The organism is Agrobacterium sp. OT33 (genome assembly GCF_017313365.1).
Classification (GTDB): Bacteria; Pseudomonadota; Alphaproteobacteria; order Rhizobiales; family Rhizobiaceae; genus Agrobacterium; species Agrobacterium rhizogenes_A.
The window spans coordinates 214,015-233,699 of record NZ_JAFLMZ010000006.1; the positions used below are offsets into that span (position 1 = coordinate 214,015).

The following is a 19,685-nucleotide window of genomic DNA, read 5'->3' on the forward strand; positions in this document are numbered from 1 at the left end:
ATCCCGGCAATATCTGAGGGGCGACAATTGAAAAGCCCGTACAATTCCTCGTGCGGGCAAATGGCGCGGCTTCAACCAACAATGCAATTGCCCCCGGAAATGATCCTTGCTTTCTTTTCCTGCATTGCACAAAATCCGAATAATTTCAGAGGGGCGGATAACCGCATAAGCCGGAAAAACCGGGCAAGGCAGATTAATGGCGATCAAAGCGAGCATCTATCATCTGACGCATTATAAATATGACAATCCGGTCCGCCTTGGACCACAAATCATCAGATTAAAGCCAGCCTCGCATTCCAGAACCCGCGTCATCAGCCATTCGCTCAAGGTTTCTCCATCCAATCACTTCGTGAACCTGCAGCAGGATCCATACGGCAATTATCTTGCCCGTTTCGTTTTTCCCGAGCCGGCGACGGAGTTCAAGATCGAAGTCGATCTTGTCGCCGATATGACGGTTTATAATCCGTTCGATTTCTTCGTGGAGGAAGAGGCGACAAAGTGGCCTTTCGATTATCCGCAGGAGTTACGCGACGATCTGTCCATCTATATGAAGCCGGAACCGACCGGACCCCTGCTCGCCGCCTTCATGGCGACGGTCGACCGGGCCCCGGGTCAGCCGACGGTCGATATGGTCGTCGGCCTCAACGCGCGTCTGCAACAGGAAATCGGTTACGTCATCCGCATGGAGCCCGGTGTCCAGACACCGGAGGAAACACTCGCTTCCGGCAAGGGATCTTGCCGTGATACGAGCTGGCTGCTGGTGCAGGTTCTGAGGCATCTCGGCCTTGCCGCCCGCTTCGTGTCGGGATACCTCATCCAGCTGACGCCCGATCTCAAGGCCTTGGACGGCCCGTCCGGTACCGAGGTGGATTTCACCGATCTTCACGCCTGGGCCGAGGTCTATATGCCCGGCGCTGGCTGGATCGGGCTTGACCCCACTTCGGGACTTCTGACAGGCGAAAGCCATATTCCGCTGGCGGCAACGCCGCATTATCGCAATGCCGCGCCGATTTCCGGCGGCTATTACGGCCACGCCAATACGGAATTCGCCTTCGACATGCAGGTCCGGCGCGTCGCCGAAACCCCACGGATTACGAAGCCGTTTTCCGATGACAGCTGGGAAGACCTCAACGCGCTCGGCGAAGCGGTCGATGACGTTCTCAATGCCCATGATGTCCGGCTCACCATGGGCGGTGAACCGACATTCGTTTCCATCGACGATTTCGAATCCGACGAATGGAACACCGGCGCCGTCGGACCCACGAAACGCGAAAAGGCCGACGCCCTGATCCGCCGGCTGCGCGAACGCTTTGCCCCCGGCGGTTTTCTGCATTACGGGCAGGGTAAATGGTATCCGGGCGAGAGCCTGCCGCGCTGGACCTTCTCGCTCTACTGGCGAAAGGACAGCCTGCCGATCTGGCAGAACCCGGCGCTTATCGCCGAGGAAGGTGCCGATACCAGCGTCTCGTCCGACGATGCACGGAAACTGCTCGGCGGCATTGCGGCCCAACTCGGCATAGATACGGATCTGGTGCTGCCCGCTTATGAAGATCCGGCCGAATGGATCATCAAGGAAGGCAGCCTGCCCGACAATGTCGACCCGTCCAATTCCAGGCTGAAAGACCCGGAGGAGCGCAACCGCATCGCCCGCGTCTTCGAACGCGGCTTGACGACCCCGACCGGCTACATCCTGCCCGTTCAGGCATGGAACGCGCGCGCCACCGGCAAACGCTGGATCAGCGAAAAATGGAAGACGCGACGCGGCAAAATATTCCTCGTTCCGGGTGACAGCCCGGTGGGTTACCGCCTGCCGCTCGGTACCCTGCCCTATGTGCCGCCATCCGCCTATCCCTATATTCACGAGGCGGACCCGTCGATCCCTCGCGGTCCGCTCCCCGATGTCTTCTCACCATCGGGCCGCGCCATGCCCGAAGCCTCCTTCCATGCCAGCGAGACAGCCGGGCAGGAGCGCGTTGAACAGACGCTCGGCGAAATCGGTGGCGCGGTGCGCACCGCGCTCTCCGTCGAGCCGCGCGACGGCCGGCTCTGCGTCTTCATGCCCCCGGTCGAACGCATCGAAGACTATCTCGAACTGATCGCAGCAGCAGAAGCGGCAGCGGCCGAGCTCGGGCTGCCGGTCCATATCGAGGGTTATGCGCCGCCCCATGACGAACGCATCAATGTCATCCGCGTCGCGCCCGATCCCGGCGTCATCGAGGTCAATATCCATCCCGCCGCAGGCTGGAAGGACTGCGTCGACATTACCACCGCGGTCTATGAAGAGGCACGGCAGGCGCGGCTTGGCGCCGACAAATTCATGATCGATGGCCGCCACACCGGCACCGGCGGCGGCAACCACGTGGTCGTGGGTGGCGCCAGCCCCAATGACAGCCCTTTCCTGCGCCGTCCCGATCTTCTGAAGAGCCTCGTTCTGCACTGGCAGCGGCACCCTTCCCTTTCCTACCTATTCTCAGGCCTGTTCATCGGCCCGACCAGTCAGGCGCCCCGTATCGACGAAGCGCGTCACGACAGCCTCTACGAACTGGAAATCGCGCTCTCGCAGGTACCCGCCCCCACTGAAGGGGTTCCGCCTTTGCCGTGGCTGGTCGATCGGCTGTTCCGCAATCTGCTGACCGATGTGACAGGCAACACCCACCGCGCCGAAATCTGCATCGACAAGCTGTTTTCGCCTGACGGACCGACCGGCCGCCTCGGTCTCGTGGAGTTCCGTGGTTTCGAAATGCCGCCGAATGCGCGCATGTCGCTCGCCCAGCAATTGCTGGTGCGCGCGCTTATCGCCCGTTTCTGGAAAAATCCGGCCGGCGGCAAATTCGTGCGCTGGGGCACCGCGCTCGCGGACCGTTTCATGCTGCCACATTATATCTGGGCGGATTTCCTCGACGTACTTGCCGATCTCAGGGAAAACGGCCTCGACCTGAAGCCCGAATGGTTCACCGCCCAGCAGGAATTCCGTTTCCCCTTCTTCGGTGAGGTCGAATATGAGGGTGCGAAGCTGGAACTGCGTCAGGCGCTGGAGCCCTGGCATGTGATGGGCGAACAGGGCGCCATCGGCGGAACCGTGCGTTATGTCGACAGCTCCGTTGAGCGCCTGCAGGTGCGGCTGGAAACCTCCAATCCCGCGCGCTACGCGGTGGCCTGCAACGGCCGCGCCGTTCCGCTGACCCCGACGGAAAACCGCAGCGTCGCGGTCGCCGGCGTGCGCTTCAAGGCATGGCAACCCGCTTCCGGCCTGCATCCCGTCCTGCCCGTCAATTCACCCTTGACCTTTGACATTTATGATACATGGTCGAGGCGATCGATCGGCGGATGCATCTACCATGTTGCTCATCCGGGCGGGCGCAATTACGAGACGTTTCCCGTCAACGGCAATGAGGCCGAGGCACGCCGCCTTGCCCGTTTCGAACCATGGGGACATACGGCAGGGCAATATCCGCTACAGGTGGAAACCGTGTCACCAGAATTTCCGCTGACGCTCGATCTGCGTCGGCCCTACGGAGTGTAAATTGTCCAAAGCCCCGGCAACGGAACGCAAGACGGAAACGGGCGCGCCACCGCGCGGGCTTGAATATTCCCCTTTGCCGGGCGTTGCCGACGAAATGCTCGATACCAACGGCAAGGTCAGACCGGTCTGGAAAACCCTGCTCGACGCCCTGTCGCGCATGTCGGAACGGGAATTGCACGAGCGTTTTGCCCGTACCGACCGCTATCTGCGCGATGCCGGCGTGTTCTACCGCGACTACGGCAAGGGCAGCAGCGAAAGAAACTGGCCGATCTCCCATATTCCGGTGCTGATCGACGACAGGGAATGGGCGGTTCTCTCCGAAGGACTGAAGCAGCGCGCCAATCTTCTGGAAGCCATGGTCGCCGATTTTTATGGCGACAACCGTCTGGTGAAGGAAGGCTTCGTGCCGCCGGCCCTGATCGCCTCCAATCCGGAATATCTGCGGCCCATGGTGGGTATAAAACCGGCAAGCGGCCATTATCTGCATTTCTGCTCGTTCGAAATCGGCCGCGGGCCGGATGGAAACTGGTGGGTGCTGGCAGACAGGACGCAGGCGCCTTCCGGTGCGGGTTTCGCGCTTGAAAACCGGGTGGCCACCACCCGTGCGCTTTCAGATATCTATGCGGAAACCCACGTCCACCGTCTCGCCTCTTTCTTCGGCGCTTTCCGCGACACGCTGCAGGCGCACCGAAAGCATCCCGATGACCGCATCGCCGTGCTGACGCCAGGCCCGGCCAACGAGACCTATTTCGAACACGCCTATATCGCCCGTTATCTCGGCTTCATGCTGCTGGAGGGCGAGGATTTGACCGTCGTCAACGGCCGCGTCATGGTCAGGACCGTGGCCGGGCTGAAACCCATCGGCGTTCTCTGGCGGCGTCTCGACGCCTCTTATTCCGACCCGCTGGAACTGAACCAGCAATCCCATATCGGCACGCCGGGCATGGTGCAGGCGCTGCGCAATGAAGCGCTCACCATCGTCAATGCGCTTGGCAGCGGCATTCTCGAAACGCGGGCGCTGCTCGCCTTCATGCCCCGCATCTGCCGCCACCTTCTGGGCGAGGAACTGAAGCTGCCATCCATCGCCACCTGGTGGTGCGGGCAGGAAGCCGAGCGCCGCCATGTTGCCGGCAATATCGAGGGCATGGTCATCGGCCCGGCCTATTCGCGGCTCCCCTTCTTCGACGATAATGGCCAATCCGTACTCGGGTCCTCACTGCGCGAGACGGCGAAGGAATCGATCAGCGACTGGCTTGCCTCCGATGGCCATAAGCTGGTGGGTCAGGAAGTCGTGAAGCTTTCAACGACCCCGGCCTATATTGACAACAAGCTCGTGCCGCGTCCGATGAGCCTTCGCGTTTTCGCCGCCCGCACCCAGGATGGCTGGCAGATCATGCCGGGCGGCTTCGCAAGGATCGGCAGCGGCGATGACGTTTCCGCCATTGCCATGCAATCGGGCGGCAGTGCGGCGGATGTCTGGATCGTCAGCGACAAGCCGGTGGAACGCACCACGCTTCTGCCGGCGGAAGAAAGTTTCACCCGCAACATGCCGGGCAGCCTGCCGAGCCGCGCGGCGGACAATCTCTTCTGGCTCGGCCGCTACATCGAACGCTCGGAAGGCGCGTTGCGCATCCTGCGCGCCTGGCACGGACGTTATGCCGAGTCAGCCGACCCGCGCCAGCCGCTGCTCGCCCATGTGACGCGATATCTCGAAGCGCTTGATGTGGAGATGAACGATGCCGTGCCGGAAAGCCTGCTCACCAACATCAACAGCGCGCTTTATTCCGCCAGCAATATCCGTGACCGCTTTTCGCCTGATGGATGGCTGGCGCTGAACGATCTCGCCAAGACGGCCCGCCGTTTCCACGCAAAAGTCGCTCCCGGCGACGACGCTACCCATGCCATGACGATCCTACTGCGCAAGCTTGCCGGCTTTGCCGGTCTCGTGCACGAAAACATGTACCGCTTCACCGGCTGGCGTTTCATGTCTATCGGCCGTTATCTCGAACGCGGCCTGCATATGACGCGGCTTCTCGGCCATATGACCGGCCCGGATGCGCCTGATGGTTCCTATGACATGCTGCTTGAAATCGGCGACAGTGTCATGACCCATCGCCGCCGCTACAATGTCAACACGGCCGGGCTGACCGTGACCGATCTGCTGGCGCTCGATCCGCTCAATCCCCGCTCGATCCTGTTTCAGCTGAACGAAATCCGTACCGAGGTGGAGCAGCTTCCGAATGCCTTCGTCAACGGCCAGATGTCCCCATTTTACCGCGAGACGATGCGCCTGCATTCCGGGCTCGCCGTCATGACGCCGGAAAACATGAACGGCGCGATCTATCGGCAGCTCGAAACCGACATGGAACATCTCTCCGATGTTCTGGCCCGGACCTATCTCGGATAACCCTATGCTCTACGATCTTTCCCTGCATATGGGTTACACCTACGACACGCCGGCCCATGGCGCGCGGCACATCATTCGTGTACTGCCGCTATCCATTCCCGGCCGGCAGCGGCTCGTCGCCGGTTCGATCGATGTTTCGCCGGTACCGGAAGAACGCGCTGTCTTCGAGGACTTCTTTCACCAATCGGCCACATCAGTGCATTTGCGCGCGCCGCATGAAAAGCTGGATATCCGCATGCAGGCGCGTGTGATGGTGGAAGCACCGGCATTGACTGCCGATTTTTCGCCCGAGCTTTCACGTCTGCCGCAGGACATGGCCGATGTCTGGTCGATCGATTTCCAGTCGCCACACCACTTCATCGGCACAAGCCCGAAAATAGGGATGGATGCGACGATATCGGCCTATGCACGGGAGTTGCTGACGCCCGGAATGACCATCCGCGAGATCGCGCTGGCCATGTGCAAACGCATCCACAGCGACTTCACCTATGATGGCGAGGCAACAACCGTGGATACGACGCCATCGGAGGCCTTTCAGCTGAAACGCGGCGTGTGCCAGGATTTTTCGCATATCATGATCATGGCGCTGCGCAGTCTCGGCATTCCCGCCGGTTATGTCAGCGGTTTCCTGCGCACCATCCCTCCGCCGGGCAAGGAACGGCTGGAAGGGGCGGATGCGATGCACGCCTGGGTCCGCATCTGGTGCGGTGAAGCGGCCGGTTATCTGGAACTCGATCCCACCAACGATATAGTTGCCGGAAGCGACCATATCGTCGTCGGTTACGGCCGCGATTATTCCGACGTCGCCCCGGTGATCGGGGTCCTGAAGAGCTATGGCAATCAGCAGATAAAACAGGCCGTCGACGTCATTCCCGTCCAGCAATGACGCAACCTGTATTATTTCAGCCCGCAAACAAATTAATTCTTGAAAATACTTCAAATTCTGCACCAATTTGAACGATTGGTAAGATTTGAATCTTCGCGTTAGCAGATTTTACATCCTTTGCGGGTTTCCTGCGCTCAATCGAATATTCTAATCGTTGGGCCCCGCCATGACCGCCTCCGCAGATCAAAAACTCAAGCGCCGTTTCCTTGCCGATACGAGCGGCAATTTCGGTATCATGACGGCAATATTGCTGCCGATACTGCTGGGTGTGGCCGGAGCCGGCATAGAATTCGCAAATGTGATGCAGGTGAAAGCTGATCTGCAGAACACGGCGGATTCCGCAGCGCTTGCTGCGGCGACCGAGGCACGCGTGAAAAAAGGTGATGCCACCGACGAAGAGATCAAGGAAATCGCCAAGGCTTTCATCGCCAGCCAACAGCTGAAGAACCTGACCGAGGAAGAGAGGAAAGAGCTCGAAAAGAACTCTCCGATCAGTATCGCGACAACCGAAGATGCCCGCGGCAAGACCTATATCATCGAGACCACGATTAACCGTCAGCTGCAGCTCAATCCCCTTATTGGCTTCTTTGGCACCAAGACCATCAATATTTCCGCCACAGGCATCGCGAAAAGCACGGTCAACAAGGGCGCGCCGATCTCGATGTATCTGGTGCTCGACCGGTCCGGATCGATGTCCTTCAAGACGGATACGATCAACACCGCGAAAAAATCTTGCCCGAACTACACCGCGAACAACTGGGGCAAAAGCGAAGCACAGGTCACATCCAGCCCGTGTTACGTCAACAAGGCCACATCGCTGAAAACCGCAGTTGGCTTTCTCGTCGCGACGCTGAACAAGGCCGACCCGACCTATACCGCCAGCGGCGGTTCCCAGCTCGTTCGCACAGGCGCGTCCGTCTATACACACGAGTCCTATCCTGCGCAGTCGATTACCTGGGGCACAAGCAGCATCGTCAGCTATGTCGACAAACAGATACCGGAATTTCCGACAGGCGGCACGGACGCACGCAGCAGCCTGACTGCCGCATATAACGCCCTCAAAAAGACGAATACCGTCGAAGCGGACGCGCACGAGTCAAAGGAGAGTGAATCCTTCGAGCGCTATATCGTCCTCATGACCGACGGCGAAATGACGGGAAACAGCGCCGCCTGGAATTCCAGCATCGACCAGTCGGTACGCACCACCTGCGAGACTGCCAAGAAAGACGGGATCAAGATTTTCAGCGTCGCCTTCATGGCGCCGGACAAGGGCAAGTCGCTGCTGCAATATTGCGCTTCCAGCGCCGACAACTATTACGCTCCCGAAAACATGGAACAGATCGTTACCGCCTTCGGCGAAATCGCCCGCAAGGCAGCCGGCAGCATAGCCACGCTCACCAACTGACAAAAATCCGGCTGGCACAGTCGGAAACCATCCGGCCTGCGGGGCGCATATGCCCCGCGGCGATCTTCGCCAGTTCTGCATGGCTGGCAGGCCACGCGCGGCAGGTGACAGCGGCTGCTGCCCGTGGCATAGGAGGGCGCTCCCATTCACAGGCCCTGTCATGATCCGCATTGAAAATATCAGCAAGTCGAACAGCCACCGCATTCTCTACATCGAAGCTTCCGCGGCACTCAACCGCGGTGAGAAGATCGGCCTTGTCGGCCCGAATGGCGCCGGCAAGACCACGCTGTTCCGGATGATAACAGGCGAAGACCAGCCCGATGAGGGCCAGGTGGTCGTCGAAAAGGGCATGACGGTCGGTTATTTCGACCAGGATGTCGGTGAAATGTCCGGCCGCTCTGCCGTAGCCGAAGTCATGGAGGGCGCAGGCCCCGTCAGTGAAGTGGCGGCGGAACTTAGGCAGCTGGAAGCCGCCATGTCCGATCCTGACCGGATGAATGAAATGGACGCCATCATCGAACGTTACGGCGAAGTGCAGGCGCGTTACGAAGAGCTGGACGGCTATGCGCTGGAAGGCCGCGCCCGTGAGGTGCTGGACGGGTTGAGCTTCAGCCAGGAGATGATGGACGGCGATGTTTCCAAGCTTTCCGGCGGCTGGAAGATGCGTGTGGCGCTCGCCCGCATCCTGTTGATGCGCCCGGACGTCATGCTGCTCGACGAACCCTCGAACCATCTCGATCTCGAAAGCCTGATCTGGCTTGAGGATTTTCTGAAGAACTATGACGGCGCGCTGCTGATGACCTCGCACGACCGCGAATTCATGAACCGCATCGTCACCAAGATCATCGAGATCGACGGCGGCAGCCTCACGACCTATTCCGGCGACTACGGCTTTTACGAACAGCAGCGCGCCCAGAATGAAAAGCAGCAGCAGGCGCAGTTCGAACGCCAACAGGCCATGCTCGCCAAGGAAATCAAGTTCATCGAGCGCTTCAAGGCGCGCGCCTCACATGCCGCGCAGGTGCAGAGCCGCGTGAAGAAGCTCGAAAAGATCGACCGCGTCGAGCCGCCCCGGCGGCGCCAGACCGTGGCCTTCGAATTCGCGCCGGCTCCCCGCTCGGGCGAGGATGTCGTGGCGCTGAAGAAGGTGAACAAGGCCTATGGCAGCCGCACCATCTATGGCGAACTCGATTTCATGGTGCGACGCAAGGAGCGCTGGTGCATCATGGGCGTCAACGGCGCCGGAAAATCGACATTGCTGAAACTGGTAACCGGCACGGCGGAACCGGATTCCGGCAATGTCACCCTCGGCGCCAGTGTCAAGCTCGGCTATTTTGCCCAGCACGCCATGGATGTTCTGGATGGCGACAGCACCATTCTGGAATGGCTGGAAGAGCGCTTCCCCAAGGCCGGCCAGGCACCGCTACGCGCCCTTGCCGGCTGTTTCGGCTTCTCGGGCGACGACGTGGAAAAACGTTGCCGTGTGCTTTCCGGCGGTGAGAAGGCCCGCCTCGTCATGGCGGCCATGCTGTTCGATCCACCGAATTTCCTCGTGCTGGACGAGCCGACGAACCATCTCGATCTCGACACCAAGGAAATGCTGATCAAGGCCCTGTCGGATTATGAAGGCACGATGCTGTTCGTTTCCCACGACCGCCATTTTCTGGCCGCCCTTTCAAACCGGGTGCTGGAACTGACACCGGATGGGATCCACCAATATGGTGGCGGATATACCGAATATGTCGAAAGCACCGGGCAGGAAGCGCCGGGCCTTCGCAGCTGAGACGGCCTGCCGGACAAACAATCCCTGCGACGGCAGCTTTCGTTTTCGAATACCGGAGAAGCAGATGCGGATCGTGGTTTACAGCGCCAAGCCCTATGACAGGCAGTTCCTCGACGGTGCTGCCAGGCCCGGCATGCGGATACATTATTGCGAAGCGCGCCTGTCTCTTGAAACAGTGGCGTTGGCGAAGGGAGCGGATGCCATCTGCGCTTTCGTCAACGACGACCTGTCACGACCCGTGCTCGAAAAACTGGCGGAAACGGGAGTAAGGCTGGTTGCCCTGCGCTGCGCCGGCTTCAATCAGGTCGATCTCGCGAGCGCCGAAAAGCTGGGCCTGACCATTGCCCGCGTCCCGGCCTACTCCCCTTACGCGGTTGCCGAACACACCATGGCGCTCATCCTGTCGCTCAACCGCAAGATCCACCGCGCCTATAACCGCGTCCGCGAAGGAAATTTCGCCCTTGATGGCCTGCTCGGTTTCGACCTTCACGGCAAGACAATCGGCATTGTCGGCACGGGCAAGATAGGGGCGATTTTCGCGCGCATTGCGGCCGGCTTCGGCTGCCGCTTTGTCGGCCACGATCTTCGCCCCAACCCCGATTGCGAGGCGCTCGGCATGGCCTATGTCACGCGGGAGGAACTGTTTCGGACATCGGACATTCTCGCGCTGATGTGCCCGCTCACACCGGAAACCCGTCACCTCATTCGCAGGGAGACGCTGCCGCTTCTGAAAAAGGGCGTGATGCTCGTCAATACCAGCCGCGGCGCCATCATCGATACGCAGGCCGCAATCACCGGACTGAAAGACGGCACGATCGGTTCCCTCGGCATCGATGTCTATGAAGAAGAGGCCGATCTCTTCTTCGAAGACCTTTCCAACGAGGTGCTGCGCGACGATGTTTTCGCGCGACTGCTGACTTTCCCCAATGTTCTGGTCACCGGCCATCAGGGCTTCTTCACGCAGGAAGCTCTCAAGAACATCGCGGACACGACGATTGGTAATATCGAGAGCTTTTTCAGTACCGGCACGGCGCTATATGCGGTTTCCACGGAGCAGTTGGCCGGCCCCGCCTAAACTCTGCTGCCGAATTCGAGAAGATTTTTGATGCCCTCATCTGCGACCTCCGCATGAAATTGGGTAAAATTGGTATGATCATTGAGTTTTTCTAAAATTCATCATACATATTTGACAGGCTCCACGCCTGCCTCGATTTTAATGCATGGTGACCGACGTGCCTGAACAGCAAAAACAGCGCAGCAAATCCTCCGGTTCTCTGGTCAGTCAAGTCAGCCTGAGCCTTAGAAACGCGATTGCCTCCGGGCAATATGGACCCGGTGACCGCTTGCCCAGCGAAATCGAAATGACGGAAACCCACGGCGTCAGCCGCACGGTCGTGCGCGAGGCGGTGACGGCGCTACGCTGCGACGGGCTGGTGGAGGTTCGCCAGGGGGCCGGCATTTTCGTGCTGAAGCGCGAAAAGGAGATGTCCTCCACCCCCGGCATCGATCGCGCCCGGCTGTCGTCCGATCTTGAGGTTCTGGAAATCAGAACGCCGCTTGAAATCGAGGCGGCGGGGCTGGCCGCCCTTCGCCGTTCCCCCTCGCAGGAGGAGGCGATTTTCGACTGTCACGTCCGGCTTCTCAAATGCATCGACGAAAACCGCTCCATTCGCGAGGCCGATCTGGCACTGCATCTGGCCATTGCGGCGGCAACCAACAATCCGCTCTTCACGCAGTTCCTCGAGCTGCACGGTCAGGCCGTGATCCCGCAATCCCGCGTGGTGCCTGAAACCCGGGAAAACGACCAGACGGCCTATCGACGATTGATCCACAAGGAACATGAGGCGATCGTCATCGCCATATCGGACAGGAATGAACAGGATGCCAAACTGGCTATGCAGGCGCATCTGCGCGGCAGCCAGAACCGCTATCGCGACATGATGCGCGACCTTCGCGGCATTTCGCACAGCTAGAGCATCTCCGAAAAAGCTGCGTGGCGGTCTGCGGCCAGGGAGCTAGGCAATCAGAAATCTATGATGCTTCCCGCAGATCCGCGCCCCAGACCTCGATTTGCGTCAGCGCGGGAAACGGCGAGGGATCATCCGCTTTTTTCAGGTCGTGCAGGCGGATCCATTCCACACGGCGCGGCGCGACCGAGAACGTCTGGGCGGCACCGGTTTTTTGCAGTGGGAAGCGCATGCTTTCGCCGTCGGAAAATGTGACGCTCGCCTCTTCCCACCAGGCGTCATGGGGAAAATCTGCCCTCAGATAAAATGTCAGCTGGTCGATCAGAACCGCGCGACCGAAAACAAGCGTCAACGAAGCTTCGGGATCACGGTTGATGCCCCAGCTGGTATAGGGCCAGAAACCATGGCCGGCGCTGACCTTTTCGCCATCAATGACATTACGGGCCGCAAACGCGGCTTCCCCACGCGTTTCGGTACTCGCATGGACATGCGGAAACAGCGAGGTGTTTTCGTGGTCATCGAAAGGGTTCAGGGCCAGGTTCCTGCGAACTCCGATCTCACCGGCAAGCGCACAACGCGCCGCAATCCGGTGAATGCTCCCGCTGAAAGCCTGCGGCGGATAGGATTTGCGCTTCGCTGCGAAAGGAACAGGCAGGACAAATTCGGCCGTCTGCAAAAAAACCAGCGTGGGCGGCATGCCGGCATCAAGGCCGAGCCAGATATGACCGGGCTGCGAAGCTTCGACGACGAGCCTGTCGCCTTCGCAATATTCAGCGCGGTAGACGAGGAACACCTCGTTCTCCGCCCCGGCCTCCGCCAGAATAGCACCGGCCGCATTAACGACCTTGAGTGTAAGCTTCATCGGCATTTCCTTAGCTGATCGTCAGGCACAGGCGCTTGGCTTTGATGGGAACAAGAATGCGATAGATCATCGGCGGCAAAGACTGGCGAAGCCTGGTGTCGTCGATGGGGATGGCCTCGATGGCAAGCTCTCCCGCCCCTTCGCAGGCCACCTCGCCAAGACCCGCAAAGATCAGGCTTCCCGGCGTGACGACGGGCTTTTCGGCAACCATCAGTGACAGAACCGCGCTTCTCTCGCCCTGATAATCATCAGTGATCTCGATGCGGCTGCCACGCAGCAACCGGATGCGGCGGCGGTAATGCTCGATACCCGCTTCGGGCGGATAAGCTCCCGCTATATCGAAAGCAATTTCCGCCTGTTTTTCCGAAAACTCCGCCACGAAATCCCGTGTCGCAAACTCTGCCCCGGCGCCCTGCATGACGCCACCGAAGGTCGGCAGATTGTGAAAGGCCGACTGCATCGTCCAGATGTCATAGCGCCGCGGCGAGAAAGTTTTCGCGTTGTAGGTTTCCACCCCCACATCGATGATGAATGGCCTGCCATTCTTGTAAAGCGTGAAACTGCCGACATCGTTGTGGTTATGGCTCTCGCCATTATTACCCGCCTTCACGGCAAGATCGAACACCCCGTCACGGGCAATTGCCAGCCCGATACCGGTATAGACAATGTCGGTCTTCATCGGTTCTGCAACAGCAAGTGCAGACAATTCCGGCGTGACGAGAACCGCCTGGACGCGATACCAGAGGTTCCACTCCCTGCGCATCAACTTATCCGTTGATCGGTTCCAGCAAGCTGCGGCGAAAGCCTGAAGCGGCAGGGAAGAGACGGCTTTGCCGAAGAGATATTCCCGAACGCCTGATATTTCGACCTTCGCCGGCGCATCGGCGAAGTTGAAAAAACTGTCTCCCGCCACATGCATGTTGAGGATGAATTCCGCCATGTTGCGCAGTTTCGGCGCCTTGAAAAGCGACGCCATGGAGCCGGGCGCGGCGGTATCGAGAATGCTCATCGCCCCGAACAGGCACAGCGCTGCATGGCCGTAATAAAGAACACCCTCTTCGCAGGCTCCGTCTTCCGCATAGTCCTTCTGAAACGCATCGAGACTCTGGAGCGCCTTTTCCACGACCCAACGCCGCGTCGGCTGGTCGGTGGGCAAAAGCAGGGTGGAGAGCAGAACATTCTGGGTGATCCAGGCCGTCCAGTTGTTCATCCGCTCATCACCACTCCCCATCCACCAGAAATGTCGGGCGAGATAGGGCTTCGTAATCCGACATTCGATCTCGGTGCGGACGCGCGATATAAGAGTTGGGGCCGCTTGCTCCAGTTCCGACGCAAGCAGGTGCAAGCACAAAGCAAGATTGGCACCCGTTTCCGCGGCGAACAGGTCGATCACCGTATCCTGCGGGTCGGGAAGCGACGCGCGGGGCCCACCGCGAATATGGGAATTATGCGCGGGCAATTGCCAGCCGCTTTCCTCACATATCAGCCAGAGACCATCGATGATGGCATCGAGAAAACGACCTTGCCCCTCGGCGCATTCACCGAGAACCAGCGCGTTCAATTTCAGCCGGCGGGAGAAATAAAGCGCCTCGAAACGATCACGATTGCCGCTCCGGCCATATTCCCGGTAATCGCCCGCCAGAATGACGGACCAGGGCTCGCCAAGAGCCTGCTCCGCCGCATCGACGAGACTGCCGCGAACCGCTTCCGTTGCTGAAGACCGAATTTTTTCCGCCGTCAGCTCCGCGCCGAAATCGGCGAACCGATCAGGCAGGAGCCGCATCATTTCGACAAACACGCCCTCAAACCTCCCGCGCGTTCCGCAATCCGATATGGGCCTCCTATCATACGTATTTTTGAAAAACCAGAAAATTTGTCTGACTTTATGTAAAGTTGTTTGACCAATATCGATATTGTGTTATCCAGAGCGCGGGAGGCGGCAAGGTGAAGACCCGGGCCGCAATGGAAAATGCAGGCAGCCGGCACCGATGAAGCGGTGAAACGGCGGCAATGGGAGATATGCTGTGGCAATCGCAACCGCGACCATGTCCGACAAGCAGGCGACTCCGTATCGCAGGAAAAAAGTCCGCATCGTCTCCAAACGGCGGCGCGGAATAGAAAATGCGCTCGTTGCCTATTCCTTCATTGCGCCCAATTTTCTCGGCTTTGCGATTTTCACGCTTGGGCCGATCCTCTTTGCCTTTGCACTGGCCTTCATGCATTGGGACGGCTCCAATGCGATGCGTTTTGCCGGTCTCGATAATTTCTGGCGGCTGTTCGAAGACAGGGCCTTCATCGCGGCCTTCTGGAACACGGTCATCTACACCGTCGCATCGGTGCCGGCCACGCTCGCCTGCGCGCTCGGGCTTGCGATCCTGCTCAACCAGAAAATCCGCGGCCGCAATTTTTTCCGCACGGCCATGTTTTTTCCCTATGTCGCGTCACTGGTCGCCGTGGCCGTCGTCTGGAACATGATTTTCAATCCGGAAATGGGTCCGGTCAACATGCTGCTCTATACGCTCGGCCTTGATCCCGCCGATATGCCGGGATGGGCGGCGGACCGGCACTGGGCCATGGTCACGGTCATCCTCTTCGGCGTGTGGAAGAGCATGGGTTATTACATGGTCATCTATCTCGCCGGGTTACAGGGCATCAATTCGGAACTTTATGAAGCAGCAGGGCTCGATGGTGCCAATGCCTGGCAGAAATTCATCCACGTCACCCTGCCGCAGCTTGCACCGACGACGTTTTTCGTGACCGTCATGCTGACGATCCAGTCCTTCAAGGTTTTCGATCAGGTCTACATGATCACACAGGGCGGCCCGGGCACCTCGACGCTGGTTCTCGTCTATCACATCTACAATGAGGCCTTCATTTCCTGGGATCTCGGCTATTCCAGCATGATCGCCCTCGTCCTGTTCTTCCTGGTCCTTGTCGTCACCATCGTACAGTTCAAACGGCAGCGGGAGGACTGATCCATGCGCATCATGGGCCGCAAAATCCCCGCCGCCACGATCGGCATCTATCTGACGGTGATCGTCGTCACCATCGTCATGCTTCTGCCCTTCGCATGGATGCTGTCGGCATCGCTGAAACTCAGCCGCGACGTCTTCGCGTTCCCGATTGAGTGGATACCCTCTCAGCCGCGCTGGGAAAACTATGTGGAAATCTGGACGAAGATCCCGCTGGCGCTGTTCATCTACAATACGTCGAAGCTGACGATCATCGTCACATTGCTGCAATTGCTGACCTCAAGCTTTGCTGCCTACGCCTTCGCCAAGCTGCATTTTCCCTACAAGAACACGCTGTTTCTCGGCTATATCGCCACCATCGCCATGCCCTGGCAGGTCTATATGGTGCCGCAATTCCTGCTGATGCGCGAATTCGGGCTGAACAACACCCATCTTGCGCTGATTTTCCTGCAGGCCTTCACTGCTTTCGGCGTTTTCCTGATGCGGCAGTTTTACATGTCGATCCCGAACGAGCTTTGCGAGGCGGCGCGCATCGACGGCATGAACGAATACCAGATCTGGGCAAAGATCATGCTGCCGCTCTCCAAACCGGCGCTTTCCACCTTGACGATCTTCACCTTCGTCACGACCTGGAACGACTTCATGGGTCCGATGATCTATCTCACCAAGACCGAGCTGAAGACCATCCAGATCGGCCTGCGCATGTTCATTTCGCAATATTCGGCGGAATACGGGCTGATCATGGCCGCCTCGGTGGTGGCGCTCATTCCGGTTCTCATCGTTTTCCTGGCGTTGCAGCGCTTCTTTGTCGAAGGCGTCGCCTCCACCGGCCTCAAGGGTTGATTTCATGCTCGATTTGACCACGTCCGTTCCAGCCCCGATCACGACAGAGGAAGTCGATGCCGCACTCGCCGCCGCCGTCGCGCAGGTCAGGCGCAACCTGCCCGAGTTCACCTACGCGGCGCAGAACCATTCGAGCGTGAAGAACTTTTACCCGGCAGTCGCCAATGACCAATGGACTGCCGGTTTCTGGCCGGGCCAGATATGGCTCGCCTTCGAACATACCGGCGACAGGACCTTTCAGCATGCGGCGCAAATTCAGGTGCAGAGTTTCCTGCACCGTATCGAGAACCGCATCGAGACCGACCATCACGATATGGGCTTCCTCTATTCGCCCTCCTGCATCGCCGCATGGAAACTGGTGGGCGATGAGGATGGAAGACGCGCGGCGCTGATGGCGGCGGACCAGTTGATGGAGCGGTTCCAGCCGGTCGGTCAATTCATCCAGGCCTGGGGCCGCAGGGATAATCCCAACGAATATCGCTATATCATCGACTGCCTTTTGAACCTGCCGCTGCTTTATTGGGCGAGCCGCGAAACGGGCCGGGAGGACTACCGCACCGTGGCGCTTGCCCATGCCCGCACCACGCTTGCCCATTCCGTTCGGCCGGACGATTCCACCTATCATACATTTTACATGGACCCGCAGACCGGCGCGCCGGTGCGCGGCGTCACGAAACAGGGTTACAGCGATGAGAGCTACTGGGCCCGCGGACAGGCCTGGGGCATTGCCGGCATGGCCATTTCCTATCGATACGAGCGCCTGCCCGCCTATCGCGACACCTTCGAGCGGCTTCTCGCCTTCTATCTCAAACGCCTGCCCGATGATCTCGTACCCTTTTGGGACCTGATTTTTGCGGATGGCGATGGCGAACCGCGCGACAGCTCGGCGGCAGCCATCGTCGCCTGCGGTCTTCTGGAAATGGCGGAGCTGGAGACACCGGAAAAGACGGCGGAATATCGCGATCTGGCAAGGCGCATGGTGAAAAGCCTCGCCGATGTCTATTCGGTTCGCGATCCCGCGATCTCCAACGGGCAGCTTCTTCACGGCACCTATTCCAAGAAGACACCCCATAATACCTGCCGGGGCGAAGGTGTCGATGAGTGCGTCTCCTGGGGCGATTATTATTATCTGGAAGCGCTGATCCGGCTTTCGCGCAACTGGTCTTCCTATTGGTGAGCGCGAGGCACAGATGGCTAGCATTTCCCTGAAAAAACTTAACAAGACCTTCGGCGCGCTCAAGGTCGTTCACGATATCGATCTGGATATTGCCGACAAGGAATTCATCATTCTGGTCGGCCCTTCCGGATGCGGCAAATCCACGACGCTGCGCATGATCGCCGGTCTGGAAGAAATTTCCGGCGGCGAATTGCGCATCGGCGAGGACGTGATGAATGACGTGCCCTCCAAGGATCGCGACATTGCCATGGTGTTCCAGAACTATGCGCTTTATCCGCACATGACGGTCTACAAGAACATGGCCTTCGGTCTCGAACTCCGAAAGGCGCCGCGCGATCTCATCGCCACCAAGGTCAAGGATGCGGCGAAAATTCTCGACATCACCCATCTCTTGAACCGAAAGCCGAAGGCGCTCTCCGGCGGTCAGCGCCAGCGTGTCGCGCTCGGCCGGGCCATGGTGCGCAACCCGGAAGTCTTCCTGCTCGATGAGCCGCTTTCCAATCTGGATGCCAAGCTGCGCGGCACGATGCGGTCGGAAATCTCCAAGCTGCACAAGCGGCTGGACGCCACCTTCATATACGTCACCCACGATCAGGTGGAAGCCATGACCATGGCGGACCGCATCGTGGTGATGAAGGACGGCCATATCCAGCAGGTGGATACGCCGCAAAATCTCTACGACCGGCCGATCAACATGTTCGTCGCGGGTTTCATCGGCGCACCGCAGATGAACATGCTGCCAGTCACGCTGCGCCGTGACGGCGACCGCTTCACCGCCCTGTTCGACGGCAATCCGCTGCCTCTGCCGGCTGATATCGATTCCGGGCGGCTGCGATCTTACGAGGGAAAGAACATCGTCCTCGGCATCCGCCCGGAAAATTTCCACGAATTCGCCCCGGCGGATATCGATGCCGCCAATGTCGCACCCTTCCGGGCGACGGTGGAACTGGCGGAGCCGATGGGATCGGAAGTGCATCTCAACCTTGTTTCCGGCGGTAAAAACCTTGTTGCGCGCGTCTCACCGCGTTTCAGGGCGAAGATCGGTGATCCCGTCGAACTGGTGGCCGATCTGACGAATGCGCAGCTTTTCGATCCCGCCACCGAACAATCGATCCTTTATTGAGGCGATGGAGACAAACGCGATGCAATGGCTGGAAGGGTTATGGACGAGGGAAGGTGCCGGGATCGACAAGAACGCCCCGCCGCTGACCGGCCTTGCCCTGTTCCTCGACATCATCAAACGCGAATGGTGGGAGATGGTGAAGCTCAACCTCCTCTTCATCGTCGCCAGCCTGCCGGTGGTGACGATGCCGGCAGCGATGCTGGCCATGACTCGTGTCTGCGTTTCCTTCACGGACGATGAAAATACCTATCTGCTGCGCGATTTCTTCGAAGCCTTGCGGAAATTCGCCCTGCGCGGCACTACGCTTGTGGTTTTAAGCGCGCTGCTGGTGAGCGCCGGTGTTTACGCGACTGTCAGCTACGCCGGGGCGGCCCGGCTTCAGCTCGTCTACAGCCTGCCCTTTGCGGTCAGTCTGGCAGTGACGCTGTTCCTCATCCTCCTGTGCGCCTACGCCATTGTTCTCATGGCGAGACAGGACCTGCCGCTTCGGGAAACGCTACGGCAGGCGGCATTTTCTGCGATCACCAGGCCACTGCCCATGCTGGCGGCACTCGGTTTCGTCACGGCACTCTGGATCGCGCACATCCTGCTTTATCCGGTGTCCGTCTTCATGCCGGCCACCGTCAATTTTTCGCTCGGCATGTTCGCCCTGTGTTTCGCGGCAAGAAACGCCGCTACGCGGATGCGAGTGTCGATACCCGAACCGGCGGGGAGCAGCACTTAAGGCATACCGAAAA

14 protein-coding genes are annotated in these 19,685 nt (G+C 59.3%); 12 read left to right on the forward strand and 2 right to left on the reverse strand.

Annotated features, from left to right (window positions below; genetic code table 11):
- Nucleotides 1-196: 196 nt before the first annotated feature.
- The 7 genes from JZX88_RS16005 (at nt 197) to JZX88_RS16035 (ending at nt 11,977) form a co-directional block, all read left to right on the forward strand.
- Entirely contained in the window at nt 197-3,523 is a 3,327-nt protein-coding gene (locus JZX88_RS16005; RefSeq protein WP_206914140.1) for a DUF2126 domain-containing protein, read from the forward strand.
- A gap of 1 nt (nt 3,524) precedes the next feature.
- Complete coding sequence (locus JZX88_RS16010) at nt 3,525-5,930, forward strand: circularly permuted type 2 ATP-grasp protein (RefSeq protein WP_206914141.1); 2,406 nt, start codon at nt 3,525-3,527, stop codon at nt 5,928-5,930.
- Nucleotides 5,931-5,934: 4 nt separating this feature from the next.
- On the forward strand, nt 5,935-6,816 hold the full coding sequence (locus JZX88_RS16015; RefSeq protein WP_206914142.1) for a transglutaminase family protein: 882 nt from the start codon (nt 5,935-5,937) through the stop codon (nt 6,814-6,816).
- Between the two features lie 166 nt (nt 6,817-6,982).
- Entirely contained in the window at nt 6,983-8,221 is a 1,239-nt protein-coding gene (locus JZX88_RS16020) for a TadE/TadG family type IV pilus assembly protein (protein WP_142856423.1), read from the forward strand.
- Between the two features lie 160 nt (nt 8,222-8,381).
- On the forward strand, nt 8,382-10,004 hold the full coding sequence (locus JZX88_RS16025; RefSeq protein WP_206914143.1) for an ABC-F family ATP-binding cassette domain-containing protein: 1,623 nt from the start codon (nt 8,382-8,384) through the stop codon (nt 10,002-10,004).
- A 64-nt stretch (nt 10,005-10,068) separates the two neighbouring features.
- Nucleotides 10,069-11,079 (forward strand): 2-hydroxyacid dehydrogenase, encoded by a 1,011-nt coding sequence (locus tag JZX88_RS16030; RefSeq protein ID WP_206914144.1) that lies wholly within the window; start codon nt 10,069-10,071, stop codon nt 11,077-11,079.
- Between the two features lie 145 nt (nt 11,080-11,224).
- Nucleotides 11,225-11,977, forward strand: coding sequence for a FadR/GntR family transcriptional regulator (locus JZX88_RS16035; protein ID WP_174034545.1), 753 nt, complete (start codon nt 11,225-11,227; stop codon nt 11,975-11,977).
- Between the two features lie 58 nt (nt 11,978-12,035).
- Here the strand turns inward: JZX88_RS16035 and JZX88_RS16040 are convergent, their stop codons facing one another.
- The gene (locus tag JZX88_RS16040) at nt 12,036-12,833 is read right to left on the reverse strand and encodes a carbohydrate-binding protein (protein ID WP_174032073.1); all 798 of its coding nucleotides are present in this window, start codon (nt 12,831-12,833) and stop codon (nt 12,036-12,038) included.
- Nucleotides 12,834-12,843: 10 nt separating this feature from the next.
- On the reverse strand, nt 12,844-14,631 hold the full coding sequence (locus JZX88_RS16045; RefSeq protein ID WP_206914145.1) for a heparinase II/III family protein: 1,788 nt from the start codon (nt 14,629-14,631) through the stop codon (nt 12,844-12,846).
- Between the two features lie 247 nt (nt 14,632-14,878).
- Here JZX88_RS16045 and JZX88_RS16050 point away from each other — a divergent pair, with 247 nt between their 5' ends.
- From JZX88_RS16050 to JZX88_RS16070, 5 genes are read left to right on the forward strand one after another with little or no spacing between them, the layout of a single operon-like run.
- Nucleotides 14,879-15,808 (forward strand): carbohydrate ABC transporter permease, encoded by a 930-nt coding sequence (locus JZX88_RS16050; RefSeq protein ID WP_210347514.1) that lies wholly within the window; start codon nt 14,879-14,881, stop codon nt 15,806-15,808.
- 3 nt (nt 15,809-15,811) lie between these two features.
- Nucleotides 15,812-16,648, forward strand: a complete 837-nt coding sequence (locus tag JZX88_RS16055; RefSeq protein ID WP_065117286.1) for a carbohydrate ABC transporter permease — start codon at nt 15,812-15,814, stop codon at nt 16,646-16,648.
- A gap of 4 nt (nt 16,649-16,652) precedes the next feature.
- Nucleotides 16,653-17,825 carry a glycoside hydrolase family 88 protein gene (locus JZX88_RS16060; protein ID WP_206914147.1) on the forward strand — a complete coding sequence of 391 codons (1,173 nt, stop codon included), beginning with the start codon at nt 16,653-16,655 and terminating at the stop codon, nt 17,823-17,825.
- A 13-nt stretch (nt 17,826-17,838) separates the two neighbouring features.
- A complete protein-coding gene (locus tag JZX88_RS16065) occupies nt 17,839-18,948 on the forward strand; it encodes an ABC transporter ATP-binding protein (protein WP_206914148.1) in 1,110 nt (369 codons plus the stop codon).
- A 19-nt stretch (nt 18,949-18,967) separates the two neighbouring features.
- The gene (locus JZX88_RS16070; protein WP_206914149.1) at nt 18,968-19,672 is read left to right on the forward strand and encodes a DUF624 domain-containing protein; all 705 of its coding nucleotides are present in this window, start codon (nt 18,968-18,970) and stop codon (nt 19,670-19,672) included.
- Nucleotides 19,673-19,685 lie beyond the last annotated feature (13 nt).